Source organism: Streptomyces sp. YJ-C3, assembly GCF_053891275.1.
Genome location: NZ_CM132685.1, coordinates 8254273 through 8275268 on the forward strand (window position 1 = coordinate 8254273; position 20996 = coordinate 8275268).

Below are 20996 nucleotides of genomic sequence, written 5' to 3' on the forward strand. Positions count from 1 at the left end.
CAGCCGATATGACCTGCATCACATTTTCGGTACGGCGCCGAGAGCCCCGGCCGCGAGCGCCGGTCCGGGCAGGTCACCCGGCGCGGTGCACCACCGCGTCGCAGAGCTCCACCAGCGCCGACTTCGCCTCGCACTCCGGGAGCGGGGCGAGGGCGGCGCGGGCGTCCTCGGCGTAGCGCACGGTGTCGCGGCGGGCCTGCTCCAGGGCCGGGTGGGCGCGCAGCCGGGAGATCGCCTCGGCGAGCCGCTCGTCGTCCGCGAGGTCCGAGTCGAGGAGCTCGACCAGGGCCTGGTCCTCGGGCAGGCCGAGCAGCCGGGCGCGCTCGCGCAGTCGCAGCACCGGCAGCGTGGGGATGCCCTCGCGCAGGTCCGTGCCGGGCGTCTTGCCGGACTCGTGCGAGTCGGAGGCGATGTCGAGCACGTCGTCGGCGAGCTGGAAGGCGACGCCGAGCCGCTCCCCGTACTGGGTGAGCACGTCCACGACCGTCTCGTCGGCGCCGGACATCATGGCGCCGAAGCGGCAGGCCACGGCGATGAGGGAGCCGGTCTTGCCGCTGAGCACGTCCAGGTAGTGGTCGACGGGGTCGCGGCCGTCGGCCGGGCCCGCCGTCTCCAGGATCTGGCCGGTGACCAGGCGCTCGAACGCCTCCGCCTGGATGCGCACGGCGTCCGGGCCGAGGTCGGCCAGGATGTGCGAGGCGCGGGCGAAGAGGAAGTCGCCGGTCAGGACCGCGACGGAGTTGCCCCAGCGCTGATTGGCGCTCTCCACGCCGCGGCGCACGTCGGCCTCGTCCATCACGTCGTCGTGGTAGAGCGTCGCGAGGTGGGTGAGCTCGACGACGACGGCGGAGGGCACGATGCCCGGCGCGTACGGGTCGCCGAACTGGGCGGCGAGCGTCACGAGCAGCGGCCGGAAGCGCTTGCCCCCGGCCCGCACCAGGTGCTGGGCGGCCTCCGTGATGAAGGGGACCTCGCTCTTGGTCGCTTCGAGCAGGCCCTCCTCGACAGCCGTCAAACCAGCCTGGACATCGGCTTCGAGAGCCTGGTCCCGCACGCTAAGACCGAAAGTCCCGACGACGGTCACGAGAGGTTCTCCTGTCTGCTGACGATCACGACGCTCACATGGCGAACTCGGTCGATCATTCGGTCGATGACACGGTTTGTCGATGTGTCGCTGCCATCACTCAAGTCAGCGTATCCGGTCGCGTTTCGATCACAGGGGGCGCCTGCCCGGACAACCCAGCCCGGGCGCCTCCGAGACACCCCCGGTATGTTCTTGATCAGCCAATACGACCGGGAGTACGCACTTTGTCCCGCACAGCCACCGACGCCGACCCCGCGGCCGAGCCGCCGCCGGGCGACGACACCGCCTTCTTCGGGCAGCCCCGCGGCCTGCTGACCCTGTCGGGCCTGGAGGTCTGGGAACGCTTCTCGTTCCTCGGCATGCAGGCCATTCTCGTCCTGTTCTTCGCCGATACCGTCGCACACGGCGGCATGGGCATGGACCCTGGCACGGCGGCATCGGTCTCGGCGGCGTACGGAACCCTCGTCTACCTGGTCTCCGTCGCCGGCGGCTGGCTCGCCGACCGGATCCTCGGCTCGTACCGCGCCGTCCTGTGGGGCGGCATCCTCATCGCCTGCGGCCACTACTCGATGGCGGTGCCCACGGCGACCATGACCTGGGTCGGCCTCGGCCTGATCAGCGCCGGCACCGGCCTGCTCAAGCCGAACGTGGCCTCCATGGTCGGCAAGCTGTACCGCACCGACGACCAGCGCCGCGACGCCGGCTTCGCGCTGTACTACATGGGCATCAACATCGGCGCGTTCGCCGGCCCTCTGATCACCGGCTGGCTCGGTGACCACAAGGGCTGGCACTGGGGCTTCTCGGCGGCCGCGGTCGGCATGACCCTCGGCCTGATCCAGTACGTCGCCGGGCGGCGTCACCTGGCCGGGCGCAAGCACGCCGCCGAGTACGCGCTGCCGCCCGAGGGAATGCGCCGGGCGATCCGCACGATCGTCCTGGGCGCGGTCGTGGTGGCGGCGCTCGCGGCCCTGCTGGCCTCGGTCGGCTGGCTGACGATGGACCGCTTCGTCGACTGCCTCACGGTCATCTCGGTGGTCGCGCCGGTCGTGTACTTCACGGTGATGTTCCGCAGCCCGCGCGTCACGGCCGAGGAGCGCGGCCGGCTGCGCCCCTACCTGGTCCTGTTCGTCGCCTCCGTGGCCTTCAACTTCATCCTCTTCCAGGCCTACTCGACGATGATGCTGCTGGCCTCGACGAACGCCGAGACGACCATCTTCGGCTTCCACTTCCCGGCCAGCTGGTACGCCTCCGCGCTCGGCGCCTTCGAGGTCGCCCTGGCGCCCGTGGTGGCCGGTGTCTGGGCGCGGATGGGCCCGCGCCAGCCGCACGCCTCCAACAAGATCGCGCTCGGCGTGATCCTCGGCGGCCTGTCGTTCCTCCTGATGGTCCTGCCGACCTCGGGCCACGGCGACGACACGTACAAGATGGCCGTCTGGTGGATCGTCGGCTCCTACCTGCTGCTCGGTCTCGGCGACATCCTCGTGGAGACGTCGGGCATGTCGGCGACGACCAAGCTCGCCCCGAAGGCCTTCGCCAGCCAGACCATGTCGCTCTGGTTCCTGTCGCTCGCCCTCGCCAACGGCATCCAGGCACAGACCGTGAAGCTCTACGGCGAGGTCTCCAACCCCGCCTACTTCGGCGTCAACGGCGCGATCGCCGTCGCGGTCGGTGTCGCCGTCATCGCCCTGGCGCCGTGGCTGCGCCGCACCATGCACCCCGTTCACTGAGCCCACCGAGGCCATCGAGGTTTTCCCATGAGCACTCCGAAGATCCGGACGACATTCCCGTACGGGACCACCCGCGAGGACATCCGCGTACCCCTCTCCGACGGGACGACGCTCTTCGCGCGCGTCTGGCGCCCCGTGACCGACGAGCCGGTCCCGGTCCTCCTCGAGTACCTCCCGTACCGCCTCTCCGACTGGACGGCGCCGCGCGACTGGCAGCGCCACCCCTGGTACGCGGGCCACGGCTACGCCTCCGTGCGCGTGGACGTGCGCGGGCACGGCAACAGCGAGGGCATGCCCGGCGACGAGTACGACGCGCAGGAGCTCGCGGACGGCGTCGAGGTCGTCAACTGGCTGGCCGAACAGCCCTGGTCGTCCGGCAAGGTCGGCATGTTCGGCATCTCCTGGGGCGGCTTCAACTCCCTCCAGATCGCGGCCCTCGCGCCCGAGCCGCTCAAGGCGATCATCACGGTCTGCTCCGCCGACGACCGCTATGACAACGACGTGCACTACATGGGTGGTTCCGTCCTCGCCGTGGACATGCACGCGTGGGCGGCGACCATGCTCGCGTTCGTGTCGCGGCCGCCGGACCCGCAGTTCGTCGGCGACCGCTGGCGCGAGATGTGGGTGGACCGCCTGGAGGCCGTCGAGCCGTTCATCCACACCTGGCTGGGCCACCAGACCCGCGACGACTACTGGCGGCACGGCAGCGTCTGCGAGGACTACTCGGCCATCAAGGCGGGCGTCCTCGCGGTGGGCGGCTGGCACGACCCGTACCGCGACACCGTGCTCAGGCTGATGGAGCACCTGCCGGACGACCAGGCGCGCGGGATCATCGGCCCCTGGTCGCACCAGTACCCGGACCGCGGCCTGCCGCCGGGCCCGGCGATCGGCTTCCTCCAGGAGACGCTGCGCTGGTGGGACCACTGGCTCAAGGGCGAGGACACGGGCGTGATGGCCGAGCCCAAGCTCCGCTCCTGGATCAGCGATTCTCACCCGCCGGCGACGGTGTACGAGGAGCTGCCGGGCCGCTGGGTCGGCGACCCGTCCTGGCCCTCCCCGCATGTCTCGCCGGTCTCGTACGCGCTCCAGGGCGCGCCGGTGCTCGTCCGCTCGCCGCAGCAGACGGGGCTGGACGCGGGCCGCTTCTTCCCGTTCGGGAACGACGCGGACCTGCCGCCGGACCAGCGCGACGAGGACGCGAAGTCGGCCTGCTTCGAGTTCGAAGTACCGTCGGACGTGCGGGTGCTGGGGCGTCCGCGTGTGACGGCGCGGATCACCTGCGGCGTGCCCCGGGGCCAGGTCGTGGCCCGGCTGTGCGACATCGCGCCGGACGGCTCCTCGACGCTGGTCACCCGGGGCGTGCTCAACCTGTCGTCGCGGCACGGCCGGGCGGCGTCGGTGCCCTGGCTGCCCGGCACCACCGAGGACGTCACGTTCGAGCTGAACGGCATCGGCCACACCTTCCCCGCCGGGCACCGCATCCGGCTCGCGGTGTCCTCGGCGTACTGGCCCTGGATCTGGCCCCAGCCCGGCTCGGCGTCCGGCTTCACGCTCGACCCGGTGGGCAGCTCCCTCGAACTGCCGGTGCGCTCCGGCGACCTGGGCGGCGCCGTGTCCTTCGGCGAGCCCGAGCAGTCCGAGCCGCTGGGCGTGGTGTACCCCGCGTCACTGGACGAACAGCGCCCGGAGCGGCTGGTCGTACGGGACGTGGCCAAGGGCGAGTGGAAGCTGGAGGTCGACCCCCGGTACGGCGGTACGCGCGTCTATCCCGACGGCCTCGAATTCACCGAGGACGCGCTGGAGACCTACGTCGTCCAGGAGGACGACCCGCTCTCGGCCCGCACCCGCTCCGACTGGTCGATCCGGCTGCACCGGCCGGAACTGGCGTGGGACGCGACGGTGGAGACCCGGTCCGAGATCTCCTGCACGGAGAGCGAGTTCGTCACGTCCAGCGAGGTGGTGTGCCGGGACGGCGGCGAGGTGGTGTTCCACCGGACGTGGGAGAAGCGGATTCCGCGGACGGCGGGGTAGCGGTTCGGGGGGCGGGTACGCCCCGCCCCCCTCTCGCTCAGCCTCCGAACAGCCGCTCAAGAACGACGGCCACCCCGTCCGCCTCGTTCGACCCGGTCACCTCGTCCGCCACCGCCTTCAGCTCGGGATGCGCGTTCTCCATCGCCACCCCGCGCCCCGCCCACCCGAACATCGGCACATCGTTCGGCATGTCACCGAAGGCGACGGTGTCGTCGGGCCCGACGCCGAGCCGCTCGGCGGCGAGTCCGAGTCCGGTCGCCTTCGTCACGCCGCGCGGCTGGAGTTCGACCGTGCCGGGGCCCGACATCGTGACGGTGGCCAGCGGGCCGACCGCGGCCCGCGCCACGGCCGCCAACTCGTCGTCCGTCAGGGCCGGGTGACGCAGCAGCACCTTGCTGATGGGCCGCGCCCACAGATCGGCGCGGCGGTGCACCCGGACGGCCGGCAGCGTGGGGTGCGGCATCAGGTACTGCGGCTCGATGAGGGTCAGCCCGTCCACGCCGTCCTGGTCGACGGCCGCGTGGACCTGGCCGACCTCCGCCTCGATCTTCCCGATCGCCTGCTCGGCCAGTTCCCGGTCGAGCGTCAGCGACCACAGCAGCCGGTCGCCCACGGCGTCGTACAGCTGCGCCCCCTGCGCGCACACGGCGAGACCGGTGGCGCCGCCGAGGTCGTCGAGCAGCGGTTTGACGCGGGGCGCGGGGCGGCCCGTCGCCACGATGTGCCGGGCACCGGCCGCGGCGGCTGTCGCCAGGGCGTCCCGGGTGCGGTCGGAGACCGTGTCGTCGCCGCGCAGCAGCGTTCCGTCCAGGTCCGTGGCGATGAGGGCATATGCGGGTGCGGCCATGATCCGAAGAATACGGACCAGCGGCCCCAACGACCCGTCGAGTACCGGCCGTGTGGGGTGTGTGTGGTAATGCGTCGGCGCCGCCGCGTTCCCCGAGTGCGCGCCACGCCGACCGGGCCGTGAACGCCCCGACGTCACCGGCCGCGAGCAGGAGCGGCAGCGTCCGGGCGCGTCCCGCGACGGGATCCGAGGCCGCGCCGAACCGGCCCCGCACGCCCGAGGCGCGCGGGAACCCGGGTGCGGACCCACCCCCACGGCGGCCCGCACCCGGGACCGGTCACCCGTGGGCCGCCGCCAGATGCCGGGCCAGCCGCGGCGACGCGAACTCGGTGCCGCACACGAACCGCATCACCGGCCCGTACGACGACCCGCCGAGCATGCCCGTGAAGTAGAGCCCGGGGACCGACGACACGTACCCGGCGCCGAGGCGCGGTGTGCCCCGGCTCACGGCGATCCGGGTGCGCAGCCCGTCGCCCAGGAACGGCATCGCGGCCAGGTCCACCCGATAGCCCGTCGCCGCGATCACATGGTCCGCGGACAGCTCCTCGCGGCGGTCGCCGTGCGTGCGGACGGCGAGGACGGGCGCCCCGTCCGACACCGTCGCCCCCTCGACGGAGGCGACCTCCCGCACCGCCACCTTGCCCTCGAACCGCTCGCGCAGCCACCACGCGCCGAGCGGTCCGAGCACCCGCCGGACGAGGAAGTGCCGCGCCTGCGGTGGCAGTTGGCGGTACTGGTGCGGGTAGTACGTGAGCGCGTACAGCGACCAGGCCCGGCCGAACGGCGTCTCCGGGCGGAACCTCGGCTGGCCCCACGGCGGCGCCCCGAACCGCACCCGGCCCGTGCCGCGCGCCACCACCCGCACGCTCGCCCCGGCCTCCGCCGCGAGCACCGCCGTCTCCAGGGCGGACTGGCCCGCCCCGACGACGATCAGCTCCTGGCCGGCGAACCGCGACAGGTCGTGGTGCTGGGCGCTGTGCGAGAGCGGGCCGCTGGGCGCGGGCCCGTCGGGCGCGGCCGCGGCGAGCTCGCGCGGCAGGTGTTCCAGGCCCGACAGACCGGTGGCGACGACCACGGCACGCGCCGTGAACTGCTCCCCCGAGTCGAGCTTCAGCTCGAAGCCCGCGCCGCTGTGCCGGTCGACGGAGACGACGCGGACCCGCTCCAGGTCGGGCACCAGCTTCTCCTGGAACCACTCCCCGTAGGCGACGAACGTCTCCGCGGAGATCAGGTCCACGTCGGTGACGAGGCGCTTGATGCCGGCCGCGTCGCAGTAGTCGACCAGGTCGTGGCCGCGCTGCGGCGCGTCGATGTTCGACGCGGACGGCACGGACTTGAGGATCATGCCTTCGGGCATGTGCGAGCGCCAGCTCACCATGGGATCGCCGAAGACCCTGACGGGGATGCCGCGCGCCCGCAGATGGGCGGCGGTGGACAGGCCGTAGGGGCCCGCCCCGATGACAGCTACCGGATGGATCACGAAGTCCCTCCCCAGGACGACGCAGCGTCACTTACTTCGTGCCGGCCCCCGCGGATCAGGCGGGCGAACCGGACGTGCTGCCACGGCGGTTGGTCCGCCACAGCTGATAGAGATGCCGCGCCCCCGGCCGTACGAAGCGGGCGAGCATCGTGAGGAACGGCAGTGGATCGTCGGCCGCCCACCACGCCAGCTCCGTGCCGCTCGCGCGGGACGGGGCGTGCGGGGTCGTGTAACCACTGCGCCGGTACGCGAGCAGGGCCGGCAGGTCGATGTTCTCCACGACATACCGGTGCCCCGCCCGCTGCTCCCCCTCCGGGACGTCACGGCCGGTGAGATGGAGGTGGAGGGCGCGCACGACGTCGACGCCCGCCTCGTTCTCGAACAGGCGGAACTGGGCGCCCATCCGCGGATTGAAGTCGAGCAGCTTGTACTGTCCGTCGCGCCGGTCGAAGCGCAGGTCGAGGTCGACGATGCCGGTGAAGCCGATCTGCTTGATGAAACGCGCGGCGATGTCCGCGAGTTCCGGATTGTCGACGACGTACGCGTTCGCCGTCATGCCCGCGTGCGGCGGCCACGAGCGGACCTTGACCCCGGTGAACATCGCGCGGGGCGTGGAGTCCTGGTCGAAGTACGCGTGCACGATCCAGTCCTCGGCGTCCTCGCGCGGCAGGTACTCCTGCAGGATCACGCCGGGCCGCTCGCCCCAGTCCCGGGCGAGCGCCCGCAGGCCGTCGGGGGTGGCGATCCTCGTCGTCCCGTTCACCGCCGGGCTGCTGCGGCGGGTGAACGCCTCCCGGTTCTTCGCGACGACCGGGAAGCGCGCCTTCTTCGCGAACTCCTCGATGTCCGCGCGGCTCTTCGGGAACGCGGCCGCCGGCGACGGGATCCCGTGCTCCACGCACAGCTCGTGCAGCCCCTGCTTACTGGCCAGCCGGCGCGGCAACTCCCGCTCCACACGCGGGAAGAGATACCCCGCCCCGGCGAGCGGGTCCTGGTGCTCGGCGATGAGGACGGCCGCTTCCTCGTCCGTCGGGATCAGCACGGTGGGCCGCCCGATGCGGCGCGCGATGCGCAGCAGCCCGTCGACGAGGCGCCCCGGCTCCTCGGCCCCGGTGGTCCGCCAGGGAAAGGCCCGGCGCAGATGGCGCGAGGCGGCCGCGGGCGTGTACCGGTCCTCGGTGATCGCGTACATGGGCACACCGAGGCGGCCCAGGCTGCGGATGGCTCCCACCCCTCCGTGGTGCAGCGGATAGTCGCCGAACTTGACGATGAGGCCCGGCACGTCGCGGTCGACGACGAAAGGCACACCCCCGGCACCGCTTCGAGCACTCCCGGCACTCCTGGCCACGGGTCCCCCCACGTGTCCTGTCCCCCTTAGGACCCGGCCCCACCCCGTCCGCGCCCACCGGACATAGACGCTAAGCCGGAACCGACCACTCCATCAACGGGTCATTCGGACATTGCGAACTCTTTAGGCACTGCCCGAACCGGCTTCTCCCACGTAACGTGAGCCGCACTCGATGGAAAGTGAGGCAGGTAGGCATGGCTGGCACGCCCGAGCACACCCCGCTCGACCTCCCCGAAGGCGACCCCTTCGGCCCGCACAACCTTCCCTACGGGATCTTCTCCGAGGGCGCCGACGGCGAACGCCGGGTCGGAGTCCGTCTCGGCGACCACGTCCTCGACGCGGGCGCGGCGGCAGCGGCCCTCGGCTCCCCCTACGTCTCGCTCCTGGCCCGGCCGACCCTCAACCCCCTGCTGGCGGAGGGCCGTACGGCCTGGTCCGACGTGCGCCGCGCGCTGACCGCCTGGCTGACGGTGCCCGCCCACCGGGAGACCGTCCTGCCCCTCCTGCACCCGCTCTCCTCGGTCACCCTGCACCTCCCCTTCGAGGTCGCCGACTACGTCGACTTCTACGCCTCCGAGAACCACGCCTCGAACCTCGGCCGGCTCTTCCGCCCCGACGAGGAGCCGCTGAAGCCCAACTGGAAGCATCTGCCGGTGGGTTACCACGGCCGGTCCGGCACCGTGGTGGTCTCCGGGACCGATGTGGTGCGCCCGTCCGGCCAGCGCAAGGGCCCGGCCGACCCGGCACCGGTCTTCGGCCCCTCCGTCCGCCTCGACATCGAGACGGAGGTCGGTTACGTCGTCGGGGCTCCCTCCGCGCAGGGCACCGCCGTGCCGCTGTCCTCGTACCGCGACCACGTCTTCGGTCTCTGCCTGCTCAACGACTGGTCGGCGCGCGACATCCAGGCCTGGGAGACGGTTCCGCTCGGCCCGCACCTCGGCAAGTCCTTCGCGACCTCGATCTCGGCGTGGATCACGCCGCTGGAGGCGCTGGACGCGGCCCGCGTCCCGGCCCCGGAGCGCACGTACCCGCTGCTGCCGTACCTGGACGACTCCGACCCCGCGGACGACCCGGCGGGCTACGACCTGCGGATCACGGTCTCCCTCAACGGCCATGTCATCTCGGAGCCCCCCTTCTCCGGCATGTACTGGACCGGCGCCCAGATGCTGGCTCATATGACGGTCAACGGCGCCTCCCTGCGCACCGGCGACCTCTACGGCTCCGGCACGATCAGCGGCACCGAGGACAACGAGCGCGGCTCGCTCATCGAGATCACCTGGAACGGGCAGCACCCCCTCGAACTCCCCGACGGCAAGCGGGGCTTCCTGGAGGACGGCGACGTGGTGACCCTCTCCGCCTGGGCCCCCGGCCCGCACGGCACCAAGGTGGGCCTCGGCGACGTCACGGGCCGGATCACGGCAGCGCCCCACTAAGGGCGCGGGGAACTACGCGAGCGACGACGACGGCGCAGCACCCGCCGACGGATCAGTGACCGGCAACGGCGCCGAGGCGGGCGCCCCCGGCGCGGGCGGCACCTCTCACCGCCGCCCGCGCCACAGCGCCGCCGCTCACCGCCACACCGCCGGAGGCCCCGTCACCAGTCGATGTCGTCCGGCTCGGGCCCGAAGTCCGGCTCCGGCCCGAAGTCTCCCTCCCCCTCCTGCGCCCCCGGACCGGACCCGGCATCGGCACCCGCACCGGCACCGGCACCCGCACCCGCACCGGCACCCGCATCGCCCCCGTCCAGCGCGGCCAGCGCCGCAAGCACCCCCTCGCCCCACGTCGCCAGCTTCTTCTCGCCGACGCCGCCGATCGTGCCCAACTGCCCGAGGGACGTGGGCCGCTGGACCGCGATCTCCTTGAGCGTCGCGTCGTGGAAGATGACGTACGCCGGGACCCCGTTCTCCTTCGCCTGTGCTCCGCGCCAGGCCCGCAGCGCCTCGAAGACGGGCATCAGCTCCTCGGGCAGATCGGCCGCCGGCGACTTGGCCCTGCGCTCACGCGCGGTGGAGCGCGACGCCGCCTTCGGGGCCTCCTTGCGCAGCCGCACCTCCCGCTGCCGCCCGAGCACGGTCCCGCTCTCCTCGGTGAGCACCAGCGTCCCGTACTCGCCCTCGACCGCGATGAGGGACTGGGCGAGCAACTGCCGCACCACGCCCCGCCATTCGTTCTCGGTCAGGTCCTCGCCGATGCCGAAGACGGAGAGCTGGTCGTGGTCGAACTGGATGACCTTCGCGGTGCGCTTGCCCAGCAGGATGTCGATGATCTGGCCCGCGCCGAACTTCTGCCCCCGCTCCCGCTGCAGCCGCACCACCGTGGACAGGATCTTCTGGGCGGCGACGGTGCCGTCCCAGGTCTCGGGCGGGGTCAGGCAGGTGTCGCAGTTGCCGCAGGAGCCGGGCGCCTCCTGACCGAAGTACGTCAGGAGCTGGGCGCGGCGGCACTGCGCCGTCTCGCACAGCGCCAGCATCGAGTCGAGATGGGACGACGCCCGGCGCCGGAACGCCTCGTCGCCCTCCCCCATGTTGATCAGCTTCCGCTGCTGGACGACGTCCTGCAGCCCGTACGCCATCCAGGCCGTGGACGGCATTCCGTCGCGCCCGGCACGGCCGGTCTCCTGGTAGTACCCCTCGACGGACTTCGGCAGGTCCAGGTGGGCGACGAACCGGACGTCGGGCTTGTCGATGCCCATGCCGAACGCGATGGTCGCGCAGACGACGAGGCCCTCCTCGCGCAGGAACCGGGACTGGTGCGCCGCGCGCGTGCCCGCGTCGAGGCCCGCGTGGTACGGCACGGCGTCGATCCCGTTCCGGCAGAGGAACTCTGCGGTCGCCTCCACCGACTTGCGCGACAGGCAGTACACGATGCCCGCGTCGCCCTCGTGCTCCTGCTTGAGGAAGGAGAGCAGCTGCTTCTTCGGGTCGGCCTTGCCGACGATCCGGTACTGGATGTTGGGCCGGTCGAAGCTCGCCACGAAGTGCTTGGCGTCCGGCATGCCCAGGCGCTGGGTGATCTCCTGGTGCGTGGCGTGCGTCGCCGTCGCGGTGAGCGCGATGCGCGGCACGTCGGGCCAGCGCTGGCCGAGCACCGACAGCGCCAGATAGTCGGGGCGGAAGTCGTGGCCCCACTGCGCGACACAGTGCGCCTCGTCGATGGCGAAGACCGAGATCCTGCCGCGGGACAGCAGGTCGAGGGTGTTGTCGAGACGCAGCCGCTCCGGCGCCAGGTAGAGCAGGTCCAGCTCGCCCGCGAGGAACTCGGCCTCGACGGTGCGCCGCTCGTCGAAGTCCTGCGTCGAGTTCATGAACCCGGCGCGCACCCCGAGCGCGCGCAGCGCGTCCACCTGGTCCTGCATCAGCGCGATCAGCGGCGAGACGACCACACCGGTGCCCGGCCTGACCAGGGCCGGGATCTGGTAGCAGAGCGACTTGCCGCCACCGGTCGGCATGAGGACGACGGAGTCCCCGCCCGCGACCACGTGCTCGATGATCGCTTCCTGCTCACCCCGGAAGGCGTCGTACCCGAAGACGCGGTGGAGCGTGGTGAGTGCCTCGCTCCCGGTCACCTCGCTCATACCCAGTCCCGTCCTGCCGATCTCGACTTCCCCCGCAACGATAGGGGTCCGGACCGACAGCCCGAGACTTATCCACAACAGACCCTGTGGATAACTTCCTCACAGTCAGAGAGTCGTTCACACGTCCGTGGGAGACCAGATCATTACCGAGCGTCAGCCTGAGAGCTCCGGCGAGACTCCGTCCCGTGGGAGCACCGCTGGGCATCGAACCGAAGGCGTCCACGCCTACCTGGCCGATGCCGCCCGAGGGCGGCTACACCGCCGACGACCTGGACCGGCTTCCGAATCTCCCGCCGCACACGGAATTGATCGACGGGATCCTGGTCTTCGCGACTCCGCAGACCGTGCTTCACACGCGCACCATCGACTTCTTCGATGGGCGGTTGCAGTCCGTGGCACCGGCGCAGTTCGGCCGTCGTCCACGCCTTCGAGCTGGAGCCCACCACCGGCGCCTACGTCAGCGTCGGGATCTTCCGCGGGCGCATGAGGGTGGACGCGCCCTTCCCCGTGGAGCTGGACCTCATGGCGATCAAGGCCCGGCGCGACAGGGACTGAGACCCCGGACATGCGGAAGCCCGGCTCCCCACGAGGGGCCGGGCTTCCGTGGATCCGTATGCGGCCTACCGGACGAAGACGCTCGCCTGACCCGCCAGATCCAGGAAGTACTGCGGCGCGAGGCCGAGCACGATCGTCACCGCGACGCCCACCGCGATCGTCGTCATGGTCAGCGGCGAGGGCACGGCGACGGTCGGGCCGTCCGCCTTCGGCTCGCTGAAGAACATCAGGACGATCACGCGGATGTAGAAGAACGCGGCGATGGCCGACGACACCACACCGACCACGACGAGCGCACCCGCGCCGCCCTCGGCCGCGGCCTTGAACACCGCGAACTTCCCCGCGAACCCGGAGGTCAGCGGGATACCGGCGAAGGCGAGCAGGAAGATCGCGAAGACCGCCGCGACCAGCGGCGAGCGCCGGCCGAGCCCCGCCCACTTCGACAGGTGCGTCGCCTCGCCGCCCGCGTCGCGCACCAGCGTCACCACGGCGAAGGCGCCGATCGTGACGAAGGAGTACGCGCCCAGGTAGAAGAGGACCGACGAGACGCCGTCCGGGCTGGTGGCGATGACACCGGCCAGGATGAAGCCGGCGTGCGCGATCGACGAGTAGGCGAGGAGCCGCTTGATGTCGGTCTGTGTGATCGCGACGATCGCGCCCGCGAGCATCGTGACGATGGCGACGGCCCACATGACCGGCCGCCAGTCCCAGCGCAGCCCCGGCAGGACCACGTACAGGAGCCGGAGCAGCGCACCGAACGCCGCGACCTTCGTGGCCGCCGCCATGAAGCCGGTGACCGGCGTCGGGGCGCCCTGGTAGACGTCCGGGGTCCACATGTGGAACGGCACGGCGCCGACCTTGAACAGCAGGCCCATCACCACGAGTGCCATGCCGATGAGCAGCAGCGCGTCGTTGCCCATCGTGTCGGCGAGGGCCGGGTCGATGTTCTGCACCGAGCCGTCGGCGACGCTCGCGATGGTGGCGTACGAGACGGAGCCCGCGTAGCCGTACAGCAGCGCGATGCCGAACAGCGTGAAGGCCGAGGCGAACGCGCCGAGCAGGAAGTACTTGACCGCGGCCTCCTGCGACACGAGCCGCTTACGGCGGGCCACGGCGCACAGCAGGTACAGCGGCAGGGAGAAGACCTCCAGGGCGATGAACAGCGTCAGCAGATCGTTCGCCGCGGGGAAGACCAGCATGCCGCCGATGGCGAAGAGCGCCAGCGGGAACACCTCGGTGGTGGTGAACCCGGCCTTCACGGCGGCCTTTTCGCTGTCGCTGCCGGGGACGGACGCGGCCTGCGCGGCGAACGAGTCGACGCGGTTGCCGTGCGCCTCCGGGTCGAGCCGCCGCTCCGCGAACGTGAAGATCGACACCAACCCGGCCAGCAGGATGGCCCCTTGGAGGAAGAGCGCCGGACCGTCGACGGCGATCGCGCCCATGGCCGCGATGTGCGCCTTCGTCGTGCCGTACCCGCCGGCCGCCAGCGCCACGACCGCCGCGAAGGCGGCCGCGAGGGCGACGACGGACAGGAAGACCTGCACGTAGTAGCGGGACCGGCGCGGCACGAAGGCCTCGACCAGGATCCCCAGGACGGCGGCACCGATGACGATCAAGGTCGGGGACAATTGCCCGTACTCGATCTTCGGTGCGTCGATCTTGGAGATCGGATCGGCCGCCGTTGTCCACAGGGTGTGGACAGCTGGCGCGCTCACCAGATCACTCATGTGTGAACTCACTTGTGAGCCGCCTCCACTTCCGGCTTCGGGTCCTTCTTCTGGACGTCGGACATGGTGTGCTTGACCGCCGGGTTCACCAGCTCGGTGAGCGGCTTCGGGTACACACCGAGGAAGATCAGTACGCCGATCAGCGGGACCAGGACCGCGAGTTCACGCACGCGCAGGTCGGCGATGCCCTCGTTCGACGGCTTCACCGGGCCGGTCATGGTGCGCTGGTAGAGGACCAGCGTGTAGAGCGCGGCCAGGACGATGCCGAAGGTCGCGATGATGCCGATCACCGGGTAGCGCGTGAACGTGCCGACCAGGACCAGGAATTCACTCACGAAGGGCGCGAGGCCCGGCAGGGACAGCGTGGCGAGACCACCGATGAGGAACGTGCCGGCGAGCACCGGCGCGACCTTCTGCACACCGCCGTAGTCCGCGATGAGGCGCGAGCCGCGCCGGGAGATCAGGAATCCGGCGACCAGCATCAACGCGGCCGTCGAAATACCGTGGTTGACCATGTAGAGCGTCGCGCCGGACTGGCCCTGGCTGGTCATCGCGAAGATGCCCAGGATGATGAAGCCGAAGTGCGAGATCGACGCGTACGCCACCAGGCGCTTGATGTCGCGCTGGCCGACCGCGAGCAGTGCTCCGTACACGATGCTGATGAGCGCCAGTACGAGAATGACCGGCGTCGCCCACTTGCTCGCCTCCGGGAACAGCTGGAGGCAGAAGCGGAGCATCGCGAAGGTGCCGACCTTGTCGACAACTGCCGTGATCAGTACGGCGACCGGGGCCGTGGCCTCGCCCATCGCGTTCGGCAGCCAGGTGTGCAGCGGCCACAGCGGGGCCTTCACCGCGAAGGCGAAGAAGAACCCGAGGAAGAGCAGCCGCTCGGTGTTGGTCGCCATGTCGAGCGAGCCGTTGGCCCGCGCGGCCGCGATCTCCTGGAGCGAGAAGTTCCCCGCGACCACGTAGAGACCGATCACGGCCGCCAGCATGATGAGACCGCCGACGAGGTTGTAGAGGAGGAACTTGACCGCGGCGTACGAACGCTGGGTCGCGGCCTCCTTCTCGCCGTGCGGGCCCGCACGGTCCCCGAAGCCGCCGATGAGGAAGTACATCGGGATGAGCATGGCTTCGAAGAAGATGTAGAAGAGGAAGACGTCGGTGGCCTCGAAGGAGATGATCACCATCGCCTCGACCAGCAGGATCAGGGCGAAGAAGCCCTGGGTCGGACGCCACCGGCTGTTGCCGGTCTCCTGCGGGTCCGCGTCGTGCCAGCCGGCCAGGATCACGAACGGGATCAGCAGCGCGGTCAGCGCGACGAGCGCGACCCCGATGCCGTCCACACCCAGCTCGTACCGGACCCCGAAGTCCGCGATCCACGCGTGGGATTCCGTGAGTTGGTAGCGGGCGCCGTCCGGATCGAAGCGGACCGCCACCACGGCCGCGACCACCAGCGTCGCGAGCGAGAAGAGCAGCGCGAGCCACTTGGCCGCGGTGCGCTGCTTCGCCGGCACGGCGGCCGTGGCGATCGCGCCCACGGCCGGAAGCACCGCCGTCGCTGTCAGCAGAGGAAAGGACATCGGTATCAGACCGCCCTCATCAGCAGGGTCGCGGCGACGATGACCGCCGCACCGCCGAACATCGAGACGGCGTACGAGCGCACGTAGCCGTTCTGGAGCTTGCGCAGCCGGCCGGAGAGGCCGCCCACGGAAGCGGCCGTCCCGTTGACCACCCCGTCGACCAGGGTGTGGTCGACGTACACCAGCGAGCGCGTGAGGTGCTCGCCGCCGCGTACGAGGACGACGTGGTTGAAGTCGTCCTGGAGCAGGTCGCGCCGGGCGGCGCGGGTGAGCAGCGAGCCGCGCGGGGCGAGCACCGGCACCTCGCGGCGCCCGTACTGGAGCCAGGCGATGGCCACACCGATCACCAGGGCCACCATGGTGGCTCCGGTGACCGCGGCCGCGCTGATCGGCGGGTGACCGTGCTCGTGGCCGGTGACCGGCTCCAGCCAGTTCAGGAAGCGGTCGCCGATCGAGAAGAACCCACCGGCGAAGACCGAGCCGACGGCGAGCACGATCATCGGGATCGTCATGGACGACGGGGACTCGTGCGGGTGCGGCTCGTGGCCTTCGGCGTCGGGCTGCCAGCGCTTCTCACCGAAGAAGGTCATGATCATCACGCGGGTCATGTAGAACGCGGTGATGGCCGCGCCGAGCAGGGCGACGGAGCCGAGGATCCAGCCTTCCGTCCCGCCCTTCGCGAACGCCGCCTCGATGATCTTGTCCTTGGAGAAGAAGCCGGACAGGCCCGGGAAGCCGATGATGGCGAGGTACCCGAGGCCGAACGTCACGAAGGTGACCGGCATGTACTTCCGCAGAGCGCCGTACTTCCTCATGTCGACCTCGTCGTTCATGCCGTGCATGACCGAACCGGCGCCGAGGAAGAGCCCGGCCTTGAAGAAGCCGTGCGTCACCAGATGCATGATCGCGAAGACGTAGCCGATGGGGCCGAGGCCCGCGGCGAGCACCATGTAGCCGATCTGCGACATCGTCGAGCCCGCGAGGGCCTTCTTGATGTCGTCCTTCGCGCAACCGACGATCGCACCGAACATCAGCGTGACCGCGCCGACGATCGTGACGACGAGCTGCGCGTCGGGCGCCGCGTTGAAGATCGCGCCGGAGCGGACGATCAGGTAGACACCCGCGGTCACCATGGTCGCGGCGTGGATGAGGGCCGAGACCGGGGTCGGGCCCTCCATCGCGTCGCCGAGCCAGGACTGCAGCGGCACCTGCGCCGACTTGCCGCACGCGGCGAGCAGCAGCATCAGGCCGATCGCGGTGAGCTTGCCCTCGGAGGTGTCACCGACGCTGTCGAGCACCGGCTTGAAGGCGAACGTGCCGAACGTCGTGAACATCAGCATGATCGCGATCGACAGACCCATGTCGCCGACGCGGTTGACCAGGAACGCCTTCTTCGCGGCGGTGGCCGCGCTCGGCTTGTGCTGCCAGAAGCCGATGAGGAGGTACGAGGCGAGGCCCACGCCTTCCCAGCCGACGTACAGCAGCAGGTAGTTGTCGGCGATGACCAGCAGGAGCATCGCCGCGACGAACAGGTTCAGGTAGCCGAAGAAGCGGCGGCGCCGCTCGTCGTGCTCCATGTACCCGATCGAGTAGATGTGGATCAGCGTGCCGACACCGGAGATCAGCAGCACGAACGTCATCGACAGCTGGTCCAGCTGGAAGGCGACGTCCGCCTGGAAGCCCTCGACGGGGATCCAGCTGAACAGGTACTGGCTGAACGTGCGGTCCTCCGGGCTCTTGCCGAGCATGTCGGAGAAGAGCACGAGGGCGATCACGAAGGAGACGGCCGCGAGCAGCGTGCCGAGCAGATGCCCCACCCGGTCCAACGCCCGCCCGCCGCACAGCAGTACGGCCGCTCCGAGCAGGGGCGCCGCTACCAGCAGCGCAATCAAGTTCTCTGCATTCATGGTGGTTCGCGACCCCTTACAGCTTCATCAGGCTGGCGTCGTCGACCGAGGCCGAGTGGCGGGAACGGAACAGCGACACGATGATCGCGAGCCCGACCACGACCTCCGCGGCGGCGACGACCATCGTGAAGAACGCGATGATCTGGCCGTCGAGATTGCCGTGCATCCGGGAGAACGCGACGAACGCGAGGTTGCACGCGTTCAGCATCAGCTCGATGCACATGAACACCACGATCGCGTTCCGCCTGATGAGCACGCCGGTGGCACCGATCGTGAACAACAGGGCGGCGAGATACAGGTAGTTGACCGGGTTCACTTCGACGCCTCCTCTGCCTGCGCAGCGTGGTCGAGGTCCGTGCGCTCCAGGCGCTCGGCGGAACGCTGCTCCAGGGCCTTGAGGTCGTTCAGCGCCTCACCGGAGACGTCCCGGATCTGGCCGCGCTCGCGCAGCGTCTGCATCACCGTGAGCTCCGAGGGGGTGCCGTCGGGCAGCAGGCCGGCGATGTCCACCGCGTTGTGCCGGGCGTAGACGCCGGGGGCGGGCAGCGGCGGCAGGTGCTTGCCCTCGCGCACCCGCTGCTCGGCGAGCTCCCGCTGGGTCTTGGCCCGCTCGGTGCGCTCGCGGTGCGTGAGCACCATGGCGCCGATGGCGGCCGTGATCAGCAGGGCGCCGGTGATCTCGAAGGCGAAGACGTACTTGGTGAAGATCAGGGTCGCCAGGCCCTCGACGTTCCCGTTCGCGTTCGCCTTGCCGAGGCCGTTGAACTGCTTCAGCGACGCGTTCCCGATCCCCGCGATCAGCAGGACCCCGAAGCCGAGCCCGCACAGGGCGGCCAGCCAGCGCTGTCCCTTGATGGTCTCCTTCAGGGAGTCCGCCGCGGTGACGCCGACGAGCATGACCACGAACAGGAAGAGCATCATGATCGCGCCCGTGTAGACGACGATCTGCACGATGCCCAGGAAGTACGCCCCGTTGGCCAGGTAGAACACCGCGAGGATGATCATGGTCCCGGCCAGGCACAGGGCACTGTGCACGGCCTTCTTCATCAGGATCGTGCACAGCGCGCCGATGACGGCGACCGTGCCGAGGACCCAGAACTGGAACGCCTCACCGGTGGAGGTGGAGTAGGCGGCGAGCTGCGCGCTCATGCCTCCACCTCCTCGGCCTCGACGGCCTCCGAGGGCTTCTCGCCCTTGGAGACGGCCACTTGGCGCTCGGTGCCCGGCGCGGCCTCCGTGACAAGACCCCGGTAGTAGTCCTGCTCGTCCATGCCCGGGAAGATCGAGTGCGGGCTGTCGACCATGCCCTCGTCGAGGCCGGCGAGCAGCTGCTCCTTGGTGTAGATCAGGTTGGCGCGGCTGCTGTCGGCCAGCTCGAACTCGTTCGTCATCGTGAGCGCGCGCGTGGGGCACGCCTCGATGCACAATCCGCACAGGATGCAGCGGGCGTAGTTGATCTGGTAGACGCGGCCGTACCGCTCACCCGGGGAGTAGCGCTCCTCCTCGGTGTTGTCCGCGCCCTCCACGTAGATGGCGTCCGCCGGGCAGGCCCAGGCGCACAGCTCGCAGCCGACGCACTTCTCCAGGCCGTCCGGATGGCGGTTGAGCTGGTGCCTGCCGTGGAAGCGGGGAGCGGTGGTCTTCTGCTCCTCCGGGTACTGCTCGGTCAGCCGCTTCTTGAACATGGCCTTGAAGGTCACGCCGAAGCCGGCGACGGGGTTCATGAACCCGGGCTTGGTGTCCTTCTCGTTCTCGTCAGCCATCGGACGCCTCCTTTCCGTCACGAGATCCGCCAAGTGATTCGTCACTCGCAGTATCGGGGCCACCACTGACAATCAACTCCCGCTCATGGCGCGGGCGTCGGCGCGGCACGGGCTGCAGCGTCTGTCCGGGCAGCGGCGGCACGGGGAATCCGCCCGCCATCGGGTCGAAGGCGGCCGGTTCGTCCGCCGCGCCCTGCTTGGCCCCCCGGTCGCGGAAGATGTCCACGACGAACGACAGCAGCAGGAGCACGAGGATGGCGCCGCCGACGTACAGGGCGATGGTGGCGAAGTCGTAGTTCTCGTTGCGCAGGGTCCGCACCGTCGCCACGAGCATCAGCCACACCACGGAGACCGGGATGAGGACCTTCCAGCCGAGCTTCATCAGCTGGTCGTAGCGCACCCGCGGCAGCGTGCCGCGCAGCCAGATGAAGAAGAACAGCAGCAGCTGGACCTTGACGACGAACCAGAGCAGCGGCCACCAGCCGTGGTTCGCGCCCTCCCAGAACGTGGAGATCGGCCACGGTGCGCGCCAGCCGCCCAGGAAGAGCGTCACGGACACCGCCGAGACCGTCACCATGTTCACGTACTCGGCGAGCATGAACATCGCGAACTTGATCGACGAGTACTCGGTGTTGAAGCCGCCGACGAGGTCGCCCTCGGACTCCGGCATGTCGAACGGAGCGCGGTTCGTCTCCCCGACCATCGTCACGATGTAGATCAGGAACGAGACCGGCAGCAGCACGATGTACCAGCGGTCGTGCTGCTGGGCGACGATCTCCGACGTCGACATCGAGCCCGAGTACAGGAACACCGAGGCGAACGCGGCGCCCATCGCGATCTCGTACGAGATCATCTGCGCGCAGGACCGCAGACCGCCGAGCAGCGGGTACGTGGAGCCGGACGACCAGCCGGCCAGCACGATGCCGTAGATGCCGACGGAGGCGACCGCGAGGATGTAGAGCATCGCGATCGGCAGGTCCGTCAGCTGCATCGCCGTACGGTGGCCGAAGATCGAGATCTCGTTGCCGGACGGGCCGAACGGGATCACGGCGATCGCCATGAAGGCGGGGATCGCGGCGACGATCGGCGCAAGGATGTAGACCACCTTGTCCGCGCGCTTGACGATCACGTCTTCCTTGAGCATCAGCTTGATGCCGTCGGCGAGCGACTGGAGCATGCCCCAGGGGCCGTGCCGGTTCGGGCCGATGCGCAGCTGCATCCAGGCGACGACCTTGCGCTCCCACACGATGGAGAACAGCACGGTCACCATCAGGAAGGCGAAGCAGAACACCGCCTTGATGAGGACCAGCCACCACGGGTCGGTACCGAACATCGACAGGTCTTCGAGTGCCACTGGGCTCAGTGCCGTG

The 20996-nt window shown here is 70.2% G+C and carries 15 protein-coding genes and 1 pseudogene; 4 read left to right on the forward strand and 12 right to left on the reverse strand.

Annotation, left to right across the window (positions count from 1 at the left end; genetic code table 11):
* Window positions 1-73: 73 nt before the first annotated feature.
* A complete protein-coding gene (locus ACVHNB_RS37370; RefSeq protein ID WP_428954163.1) occupies window positions 74-1084 on the reverse strand; it encodes a polyprenyl synthetase family protein in 1011 nt (336 codons plus the stop codon).
* 224 nt (window positions 1085-1308) lie between these two features.
* Between ACVHNB_RS37370 and ACVHNB_RS37375 the strand changes: the two genes are divergently transcribed.
* Both ACVHNB_RS37375 and ACVHNB_RS37380 read left to right on the forward strand, forming a co-directional pair.
* Window positions 1309-2811: a peptide MFS transporter gene (locus tag ACVHNB_RS37375; RefSeq protein ID WP_428954162.1), complete on the forward strand. Its 1503-nt coding sequence runs from the start codon at window positions 1309-1311 to the stop codon at window positions 2809-2811.
* A gap of 27 nt (window positions 2812-2838) precedes the next feature.
* Window positions 2839-4842, forward strand: a complete 2004-nt coding sequence (locus tag ACVHNB_RS37380; RefSeq protein ID WP_428954161.1) for a CocE/NonD family hydrolase — start codon at window positions 2839-2841, stop codon at window positions 4840-4842.
* A 37-nt stretch (window positions 4843-4879) separates the two neighbouring features.
* Here ACVHNB_RS37380 and ACVHNB_RS37385 read toward each other — a convergent pair whose 3' ends face one another.
* The 3 genes from ACVHNB_RS37385 to ACVHNB_RS37395 all read right to left on the reverse strand — a co-directional run bounded on the left by ACVHNB_RS37385 (window position 4880) and on the right by ACVHNB_RS37395 (window position 8475).
* Window positions 4880-5689 carry an HAD family hydrolase gene (locus ACVHNB_RS37385; RefSeq protein WP_428954160.1) on the reverse strand — a complete coding sequence of 270 codons (810 nt, stop codon included), beginning with the start codon at window positions 5687-5689 and terminating at the stop codon, window positions 4880-4882.
* A gap of 277 nt (window positions 5690-5966) precedes the next feature.
* Window positions 5967-7169, reverse strand: a complete 1203-nt coding sequence (locus tag ACVHNB_RS37390; protein ID WP_428954159.1) for an FAD-dependent oxidoreductase — start codon at window positions 7167-7169, stop codon at window positions 5967-5969.
* 55 nt (window positions 7170-7224) lie between these two features.
* Window positions 7225-8475 carry a carboxylate--amine ligase gene (locus tag ACVHNB_RS37395; RefSeq protein ID WP_428954158.1) on the reverse strand — a complete coding sequence of 417 codons (1251 nt, stop codon included), beginning with the start codon at window positions 8473-8475 and terminating at the stop codon, window positions 7225-7227.
* Window positions 8476-8711: 236 nt separating this feature from the next.
* On the opposite strand from ACVHNB_RS37395, the gene fahA reads away from it, so the two are divergent.
* Window positions 8712-9950: a fumarylacetoacetase gene (fahA, locus tag ACVHNB_RS37400; RefSeq protein ID WP_456226873.1), complete on the forward strand. Its 1239-nt coding sequence runs from the start codon at window positions 8712-8714 to the stop codon at window positions 9948-9950.
* 161 nt (window positions 9951-10111) lie between these two features.
* Here fahA and recQ read toward each other — a convergent pair whose 3' ends face one another.
* Entirely contained in the window at window positions 10112-12091 is a 1980-nt protein-coding gene (recQ, locus tag ACVHNB_RS37405; protein WP_456226874.1) for a DNA helicase RecQ, read from the reverse strand.
* 197 nt (window positions 12092-12288) lie between these two features.
* On the opposite strand from recQ, the pseudogene ACVHNB_RS37410 reads away from it, so the two are divergent.
* Window positions 12289-12646, forward strand: a pseudogene (locus ACVHNB_RS37410) (hypothetical protein).
* Window positions 12647-12711: 65 nt separating this feature from the next.
* On the opposite strand, the gene nuoN reads toward ACVHNB_RS37410, so the two are convergent.
* Genes nuoN through nuoH form a run of 7 tightly spaced genes read right to left on the reverse strand, consistent with a single transcriptional unit; the run spans window position 12712 to window position 20989 of the window.
* Window positions 12712-14361 (reverse strand): NADH-quinone oxidoreductase subunit NuoN, encoded by a 1650-nt coding sequence (gene nuoN, locus ACVHNB_RS37415; protein WP_456226875.1) that lies wholly within the window; start codon window positions 14359-14361, stop codon window positions 12712-12714.
* A gap of 20 nt (window positions 14362-14381) precedes the next feature.
* A complete protein-coding gene (locus tag ACVHNB_RS37420) occupies window positions 14382-15956 on the reverse strand; it encodes an NADH-quinone oxidoreductase subunit M (RefSeq protein WP_456226876.1) in 1575 nt (524 codons plus the stop codon).
* A gap of 5 nt (window positions 15957-15961) precedes the next feature.
* Window positions 15962-17863 (reverse strand): NADH-quinone oxidoreductase subunit L, encoded by a 1902-nt coding sequence (gene nuoL, locus ACVHNB_RS37425; RefSeq protein WP_428954153.1) that lies wholly within the window; start codon window positions 17861-17863, stop codon window positions 15962-15964.
* Between the two features lie 16 nt (window positions 17864-17879).
* A complete protein-coding gene (gene nuoK, locus ACVHNB_RS37430; protein ID WP_003974374.1) occupies window positions 17880-18179 on the reverse strand; it encodes an NADH-quinone oxidoreductase subunit NuoK in 300 nt (99 codons plus the stop codon).
* On the reverse strand, window positions 18176-19012 hold the full coding sequence (locus ACVHNB_RS37435; protein WP_428954152.1) for an NADH-quinone oxidoreductase subunit J: 837 nt from the start codon (window positions 19010-19012) through the stop codon (window positions 18176-18178). Before ACVHNB_RS37435 ends, nuoK begins: the two co-directional genes overlap by 4 nt.
* The gene (nuoI, locus tag ACVHNB_RS37440) at window positions 19009-19626 is read right to left on the reverse strand and encodes an NADH-quinone oxidoreductase subunit NuoI (protein ID WP_428954151.1); all 618 of its coding nucleotides are present in this window, start codon (window positions 19624-19626) and stop codon (window positions 19009-19011) included. Before nuoI ends, ACVHNB_RS37435 begins: the two co-directional genes overlap by 4 nt.
* Window positions 19619-20989 carry an NADH-quinone oxidoreductase subunit NuoH gene (gene nuoH, locus ACVHNB_RS37445; RefSeq protein ID WP_428957640.1) on the reverse strand — a complete coding sequence of 457 codons (1371 nt, stop codon included), beginning with the start codon at window positions 20987-20989 and terminating at the stop codon, window positions 19619-19621. Before nuoH ends, nuoI begins: the two co-directional genes overlap by 8 nt.
* Window positions 20990-20996 lie beyond the last annotated feature (7 nt).